The sequence below is a fragment of the Rhizobacter sp. genome (genome assembly GCF_031412075.1).
Lineage (GTDB): Bacteria > Pseudomonadota > Gammaproteobacteria > Burkholderiales > Burkholderiaceae_C > Rhizobacter.
This window is the reverse complement of record NZ_JANOCG010000421.1, coordinates 1-2,451: the sequence shown is the minus strand read 5'-3', so window position 1 is coordinate 2,451 and position 2,451 is coordinate 1. Positions and strand designations below refer to the sequence as shown.

General features: G+C 66.7%; 3 protein-coding genes. All 3 read right to left on the bottom strand.

Going from position 1 to position 2,451, the window contains the following annotated elements; all coding sequences use genetic code 11:
• The coding region (locus RMO40_RS15850; protein ID WP_309723437.1) for a hypothetical protein at positions 1-517 on the bottom strand (517 nt) is incomplete at its 3' end.
• Positions 486-1,520 (bottom strand): glycosyltransferase, encoded by a 1,035-nt coding sequence (locus tag RMO40_RS15845; protein ID WP_309723433.1) that lies wholly within the window; start codon positions 1,518-1,520, stop codon positions 486-488. The genes RMO40_RS15845 and RMO40_RS15850, both read right to left, overlap by 32 nt.
• Positions 1,517-2,451 (bottom strand): glycosyltransferase (locus RMO40_RS15840; protein ID WP_309723430.1); only part of this gene is annotated, 935 nt, incomplete at its 5' end. The genes RMO40_RS15840 and RMO40_RS15845, both read right to left, overlap by 4 nt.

Sequence of the window (2,451 nt, the reverse complement as noted above, 5' to 3'; positions counted from 1 at the left end):
CAAGCACCAGGCGCCGAATGGCCGACTTGCGCAGTTGGGCATTGAGCCGCAAAAAGCGGAACGGCTTGGCCACGAACAGGCAAAACGGCGTGGGGTGCAACAGCCAGTTCATCTTGCGCAGCATCTGCACCACCGGCTGGTCGTCGCCGCCATGGCCCCAGCTGTAGAGCAGCGGGCGCTTCTTGAGCATGTCGCGGATCATGCGCAGGCCCAGCGTGCCATGGCGCACGTCGATCGCCCCCTCGGAGAACGGGCCCTGCCAGTCGGTCACGACCTTCACTTCGCCGTTGATCAGCCAGTCTTGCGGCTTGAGGGCAAAGGCACCGCGCACGGCCACGTCGTCTTCGACCGCGAGGTAGTACTCGCGCCAGACGTTCTGGCCTTCACGCTTGGGAATCCAGTCCGGCTCGGGATCGACGTAGAAATTCCAGGGCGAACCGCCTGCGCTCATGCGCTGGTTGAACTCTTTCACGGCAGCGCTGCGCTCAGCGCTGTGCGGAATGATTTGAATGGCCATGGGCAGTCGGGGAGGCAGCCGTGCTGGTGGGCAGGCCGCTGTGGAACAAGGCGGAATTGCGGAGCAGGTCGCGGAAGAAGTACGGAGGGTAGTCGGCCTGCTTGCGCTGGATCAGGTTGCGCAGCTTCCAGGTGCTGAAGGCGAGAGCCCACACCACGTCGGTGGCGGCCGCGTAGAGGCGGCCGTGGTTTTTCACCCAATAACGGCGGCGCGAATCAAACCAGTACTGCGGTCGGCGTTTCAGCCCCGCATGGTGGCCGCTGACGCCGGTGCTCTGGCCCACAAAATGTTTGACGCAGCTTTGCGGCACGTACCAGGTCTCCCAGCCCGCATGCAGGGCGGCCAGGCTGAAGTCGGTTTCTTCGAAGTAGAGGAAGTAGCCTTCGTCCATCAGCCCGGCCGCCGCGAACACCTCGCGCCGTACCAGCATGCTGGCGCCGGGCAGCCAGTCGACCCGCTCGGGCTGGTCGCCCATGCGGCGCAGGCCGACACGGTTCTTCAGCAACTTGCCGACGAAGCTCAAGCGCAGGCCATTGGCCAGCTCGCTCCAGATCGACGGGAAGCGGAATGCGTAGGGCCACGGCTGATCGTTGCCCAGCAGGTAACTGCTGCCGGCGATGCCCACACGCGGGTGGGTTTGCATGAAGTCGACCAGGGCGCGCAAGGCGCCGGGTTGAACCTGCGTGTCCGGGTTCAGCAGCCAGAAGTAGGTGGGTGGGTCGCTCGCGGCCAGCGCGAGGCGCACCACCTGGTTGTTGCCGTAGGAGAAGCCGCCGTTCACCGGCGCACGGTGCAGCGTCGCCCAGCCCGACCAGCCTTCGGCGGCGATGGCCGCTGCGATCACGTCGGCCGAGCCATCACCCGAACAGTTGTCGACCACCGTGACCCGGGTGCCGGGCAAGGCCTGGATCTCGGGCAAGAGCGAACGCAGGCAATCGACCGCCAAACCGCCGGTGCGGTAGTTGACGATGGCCACCTGCACCCGCATGGGCCCACCCGTCATGCCGGGCTCCGCGGGGCCATGCGCGGTGTGGCTTCGCCGTGGAAGAGCGCGCTGTGGCGAACGAAGTCGCGCAGGAAATTGGGCGTCGAGCGGTTGCGCCGGCGGCGCAGCGTGTCCAACACCCGGCCCACCGGGTAGCACAGGATCACGCCCAGGTCGGCCGCCGCTGCATAGAGCCGACCGTGGTGGGTGATGAAGTAGCGTCGCCGCGACTCGAACCAATAGCGCGGCATGCGCCGCTTGGGTTGATCGCGCACCGTCACGCCGCTGCTCTGCCCCACCAGGTGGACGATGCGGCTTTGGGGCACATGCCAGCAGCCCCAACCGGCGAGCCGGGCACGGCGGGTGTAGTCGGTCTCTTCGAAGTAGAGAAAGTAGGTTTCGTCCATCAGGCCGATGGCGTCGATCACCGACTTGCGGATCAGCATGAACGCGCCCGACACCCAATCGACCTCACGCGCTTGCTCGGGCACGCCCAGGCGCGTGAGGTGGCGCTTGAACACCCGGTCGAGCACGCCGATACCGAGGTAGCCCAACCACTCGTTGATGGCGTTGGGGAAGCGGAAGCAGCACATCTGCGGCGTCGCATCGAGGTCTTCGCTGCGGCCACCGGCAATGCCGATCCTGGGATTCGCGATGAGGAAGTCGAGCAGGATGCGCAAGGCACCCGGGCGCACCAGGGTGTCGGGGTTCAGCAGCAGGCAGAACTCGGCCGGCTGCGCCTCGGCCAGCATCTCGCGGATGGCGATGTTGTTGCCCGCCGCAAAACCGCCGTTGCCCGGCGCACGGATCAGCGTCGCCCAGGCGCCCCAGTGGTTGTCGGCTATCGACTGCGCCACACGGTCGGCCGAGCCATCGGGCGACGCGTTGTCGACCACGACGACGCGTGTGCCCGGCACCGAGGCCAGCTCCGGCTCGATGGAACGCAGGC